Annotated in this window: 5 protein-coding genes; 4 read left to right on the top strand and 1 reads right to left on the bottom strand. The window is 62.3% G+C overall.

The features are described 5' to 3' along the window. Positions 1-345 (top strand): integrase core domain-containing protein (locus tag AX702_RS10430; protein WP_156444684.1); only part of this gene is annotated, 345 nt, incomplete at its 5' end. Positions 346-449: 104 nt separating this feature from the next. Further along, entirely contained in the window at positions 450-2594 is a 2145-nt protein-coding gene (locus AX702_RS10425) for a TonB-dependent receptor (protein WP_037569529.1), read from the top strand. 65 nt (positions 2595-2659) lie between these two features. Here AX702_RS10425 and AX702_RS10420 read toward each other — a convergent pair whose 3' ends face one another. Further along, positions 2660-3115 (bottom strand): hypothetical protein, encoded by a 456-nt coding sequence (locus AX702_RS10420; RefSeq protein WP_037569531.1) that lies wholly within the window; start codon positions 3113-3115, stop codon positions 2660-2662. Positions 3116-3586: 471 nt separating this feature from the next. Between AX702_RS10420 and AX702_RS10415 the strand changes: the two genes are divergently transcribed. After that, on the top strand, positions 3587-4261 hold the full coding sequence (locus AX702_RS10415) for a YgjV family protein (RefSeq protein WP_082731248.1): 675 nt from the start codon (positions 3587-3589) through the stop codon (positions 4259-4261). Continuing rightward, on the top strand, positions 4258-4824 hold the full coding sequence (locus AX702_RS10410) for a GNAT family N-acetyltransferase (protein WP_082731249.1): 567 nt from the start codon (positions 4258-4260) through the stop codon (positions 4822-4824). The genes AX702_RS10415 and AX702_RS10410 overlap by 4 nt, the downstream gene beginning before the upstream one ends. Positions 4825-4849: the final 25 nt, after the last annotated feature.

The following is a 4849-nucleotide window of genomic DNA, read 5'->3' as shown; positions in this document are numbered from 1 at the left end:
CGCCGTCTTCATGTTGTCGTAGATGCCGCGCGTCGGCACGCCTCCGAAGAAGGCGGCGTGAACACGCTCTACATCACGCCAGGCTCGCCATGGGAGAACGGCTACAACGAGAGCTTCAATGGCTCGCTGCGTGACGAGCTGCTTAACGGAGAGATCTTCTACAGCCTCGCCGAGGCCAGAGTGCTGATCGAGGCGTGGCGGCGCCACTACAACACCATCCGGCCACATAGCAGCCTGGGCTATCGCCCACCCGCACCAGAAGCGGCGACGCCGCCATTGCCGGCCTCCGGTTCCGCTTCGCTCCACCTGCGCCCGGCAATGGCGGCGGAGACGACAATGCACTAACTATCTACCCGGACCACCCGGTGGGGGCTGCTCACGAAGGCTATTGCGACGCACTCTCAAATCACCTATTGCGTTGGTGAGAGAGATTCGCAAAAGGGTCAACGGTGAGAAATCTTGGTATTGGAACTGCACTCGGCTTCGGGCTGCTCACCGTCCCGGCAATGGCTCAAGACCAGTTCCTGCCGGGCCCCGGCAGCACCTCGCAAACGATCATCGTGACCGGCGTCCGCGACGGCTATCAGATCGATGCGACCAGCACCGCCACGCGCACACCGACCGAGCTCAACGATGTCCCCCAAGCGGTATCGATCATCACGGAAACGCAGATCGACGACCAGGCGATGCGCTCTATTGCCGATGTACTACGCTATGTCCCCGGCGCCGTAATCTCTCAAGGTGAGGGACACCGCGATCAGATCATCCTGCGCGGGAACAGCAGCACCGCGGACTTCTTCGTCGATGGCTTGCGTGACGACGTGCAATATTATCGCGGCCTCTACAATGCAGAGAGGATCGAGGTTTTGAAAGGTCCCAACGCGATGATCTTCGGGCGCGGCGGCGGCGGGGGCGTGATCAACCGCGTCACCAAGCGCCCTGTCGCCAACGCCTTCATCAGCGGCAGCGGTTCGGCGGACACATATGGCGCATGGTATGTCGACGCCGACATCAGTCAGCCACTCAGCGAGTCCGTCTCCACCCGGATGAACGCCGTTTACGAGGAGTTCCGAAACAATCGCGACTTCTATGACGGGCGCCGGGTTGCGATCAACCCGACCGTCGCGCTCTCGCTCGGCGGTGCGACTCGGATCGATCTGGGCTTCGAATATAACAGCGACAAGCGAACGATCGACCGAGGCGTCCCCTCGGCCGTCCAGGGCTCGCTCACGAGCCCATCACGTCCGCTTACCGGCGTCCGCGACACCTTCTTCGGTGTGCCGGGGTTCAACGTCAGCGATTTCGAGGCCAAGGTCCTAAATGGCCGCGTTGAGCACCGCTTCAGCGACAATCTGACCCTGACCAGCCGGATCCTGTACGGTGATTATGACAAGCTCTATCGGAACGCCTTTGCGGTAACCCCGGTCACGCCGCGCGGCGGCGTCCGCAGCGTCGGCCTCGAAGCGTATAGCGATCCCACGACGCGCACGAACCTGCTCAACCAGAACGACCTTGTGTGGACCGTCACCACCGGCCCCGTTCGCCACGTGCTGCTCGCCGGCTTCGAAGTTAGCGACCAGCGCACGCGCAACCAGCGGATCAACGGCTTTTTCGGGGGTGGCGATATCGTCAATGGGGGGCGGCGCGTCTTTGTCGGGTTGGCCGACCCGATCACGGTGCCGCCGGTTACGCTGCGCACCGCCGCCAACACCGGCTACCGGTCGGTCCGCACGAACGCCGACGTCACTGCCTTCTACGTGCAGGACCAGATCTCGATCGGCGACCATGTCGATGTCATCGGCGGCGTTCGCCGCGACCGCTTCACGCTCAACGTCGACGACCTGGTTGCCGCACAGAGCTATAGCCGCACGGACACCCTGTGGTCTCCCCGAGTGGGCGTGGTGCTCAAGCCGGTGCAACCTGTCTCGATATACGCCAGCTATAGCCGGTCCTTCCTGCCGCAGTCGGGGGATCAATTCTCATCACTCGATATCACTAGCGCCGCGCTGGAACCGGAAAGGTTCGACAACTACGAGCTTGGCCTCAAGTGGGATATCCTGCCCACGCTGAACCTGACGGCCGCCATCTACCAGCTCGACCGCACCAACACCCGCGCGGCCGACCCCAACGACGCCGCGCGGACGGTGCTGACGGGTGCTCAGCGCAGTAAGGGGTTCGAACTCGGCCTTAGCGGTGCGATCACAGCACAGTGGCAGATCAGCGCGGGCTATGCGCTGCAGGACGCGACAATTCGCAAAACGACGAGTGTCGCCCCGGCCGGGCGCGAGGTTCCGCTGGTTCCCAAACAGCAGGCTTCGCTGTGGACCCGCTACGACCTCACCCCTCGCCTTGGGGCCGGGGTCGGGGTCTATCACCAGTCGAAGAGCTTCACCTCCATCAGCAATACCGCCATCCTACCCGCCTTCACGCGCGTCGATGCCGCAGCATTCTTCAAGCTCACCCCCCAGATCGAGGCGCAAATCAACGTCGAGAATCTGCTTAACAGCGATTATTTCTCGTCCGCCTACAACGACAACAACATCATGCCCGGCGCGCCGACGACGGTGCGCGCGACGGTTAGAATGAGGTTATAACGGCCAACTTGGTCGGTTGCGAGCATATGAACCTTGCAAAAGTCGGTGAGACGCCGCTGGCCGGTTTAGAAACCAGTCTTCGCCGATGGATCACAGGACTGGCGCATGAACTCCAGGGCATCACCGACGCGGCGCACCGCGTCGTTGTCCCCGACGAATATATCGAGACCCTCGTAGGGCTGCGCGCCCCCTTTGATCTCCACCGACGCCTGGGGCGCGTTGGCCGAGTAAAGCGGTCGGATCGCAACCACCTGATCGAGTTTCACGCTGAGGGCGCTTTTGTCGGCGAGCGTGAGCGTAACGAGGCAACCACCTTTCACTCCTACGCTCGTGATCCTGCTGCTCCGCACGAAACCCGGCCAAGGCTTTGCGACGGCTGTGCCGCGGGTCAGCATGTCCTGGATGAATTTCGAAGCACCCGCCACGGTTCGTGGCGCGGCAGGCACCGCTTGCTGAGCCGCCACGGGCGCGGCGCTGCCGAGCGAAAGTGCGCAGATCAATAGGTGAGGACGAAGGAGCATCAGTGAACTGTAGCCGACCCTAGTCTTGCGTGGCGATAGGGAAAGGCGGTGCGGGCGCCCGATGCCGGGCAGGAAACAACGGCACGCCACCCCTGTGATGGCCGTAGCCGTAATCACCTACGTCGAGCTGAAGAAGGCAATTCGCATAGCTCTCCGTTCCAGGCTGGAAGCCATAACTCGCACACGCCGCCCGATGGCGAGCGGCCATTTCTCGCGGACTGACACAGCCAGAAAGCACGAGCGACGTCGAGATGGCGAGAAGCTTGAAAGCGTCACGCACCATTGTCCTGGTCCAAACACGGGCGGAACCCAAAGGGAAGAGCGCCGCCCTAGGCGCAGAATGAACCAGTCCGCAACAAAAGCCAAATGCCATTGTGGCCGGGACTCGCGATGGGAAAGCGGTCGACAACAACGTCACATTAACCTTCTTCCTTCACGGTGGAAGCCGGACCAACCCCGACGCGAGCATAGATGTCGCTTTTCCTCGATCAGACGTTTGCGAGCACCGGGTTAGCTGCGATCCTATTCGGCATCGTCGGCCTCGGCTGCGTGGTGAGCTGGCCGCTCCTACCCTCGCGCCGGGGAGCGCTCATGGTGCAAGGCACCGGCGCGTGCGCCTTCGCGCTGCACTTCGCGCTGATCGGCGCGCCTACCGCTTCGGCCGCATGCGTTCTTTCCCTGATGCAGCTCACCGTCGCGCTGGTGGTTCGTGACCGGGTTGCCAAGCTCGCGCTCGACGGCGCGACGTTGCTCGCGCTGCTATTGCTTACCGTGGCGACCTGGCATGGGCTCCTATCCGGCCTTGCCGCTTGCGGCGGGGCTGCTTCCTTCATGGCACGGACCCAGCGATCAACGACGCGGATGAAGATGGTCTTTCTCGTGGCCGCCCCCTTCTGGCTGGCCCACAATCTTCTCATTGGCGCACCGTTCGCCTTGGCCGTTGATCTTGTATCTGTCGCAGGCAATCTGCTTGGGCTTTTTGCCTTTTGGAAGCGGAAACAGCGTGGAGCGGACGGGCCACGCAGCCTAAGCTGTCCGACGCAGCTTTCCCCACGTCACGCTTTCCGCTCTGGTCACCTATCCCTCGGCAAACTCGCGATTCCAAAGCGCGCGCGCGCGTTACAGGGAGCCCAAGTCTTCACATGACACAGGCGATATACGCGCCCCCACTCCCGCCGGCGCGTTCGATAGCTCAAGTAGGCGGAAAGCGGAGTTGGAGCGAGCCACGCCCGGCGAACCTTGCCGACGCTAAAGCTTTGGTACGCTTGAAGATCGCCCTCGCTCGCGAAGCGGAACATATGATCTTCGATGTCCGAGATCGAGGGGAACTCCTGCGCCGCACAACTGTGGAGCTGAGCGCCGCCGTAGCCGGCGAACGAGGCATCTTCGTCCTGCAACGCATAGGCGACCTCGTCGGCTACATAGATGTGCGGAGCGTGTGCATCGAAGGCGCTGCCGAATTTGCCTCGTTTAATCTGGCTATCCGGACACGGTGGCAGGGACGTGGGCTCGGAACAAGTCTGGTGAAATCCGCCGAGGAATGGGTACGTCGCCGCAGGATACCTTTCCTGATCTTCCACGTTGCTGTTCGCAACGACCGGGCGTTCGCACTCTACCAACGGCTTGGCTATACCGTGTGCGGAGATGTGGTGGCGGCCAACAAAGAATCGGGCGCTACACGTAGCGGCGTGTGCTCGCAAACAGCCTGATTTCCTGCTCACGCTTTCTGCCACT

It is taken from the genome of Sphingomonas sp. CCH5-D11, from assembly GCF_001557395.1.
GTDB lineage: Bacteria > Pseudomonadota > Alphaproteobacteria > Sphingomonadales > Sphingomonadaceae > Sphingomonas.
The sequence above is the reverse complement of the archived record's forward strand: the minus strand, read 5'-3'. Positions and strand labels throughout refer to the sequence as shown.

Bases quoted from the DNA above. Each gene is read 5' to 3' on its own strand.
- AX702_RS10415 (WP_082731248.1), top strand. From the start codon at position 3,587: ATGTCGCTTTTCCTCGATCAGACGTTTGCGAGCACCGGGTTAGCTGCG.
- AX702_RS10420 (WP_037569531.1), bottom strand. From the start codon at position 3,115: ATGCTCCTTCGTCCTCACCTATTGATCTGCGCACTTTCGCTCGGCAGC.
- AX702_RS10410 (WP_082731249.1), top strand. From the start codon at position 4,258: ATGACACAGGCGATATACGCGCCCCCACTCCCGCCGGCGCGTTCGATA.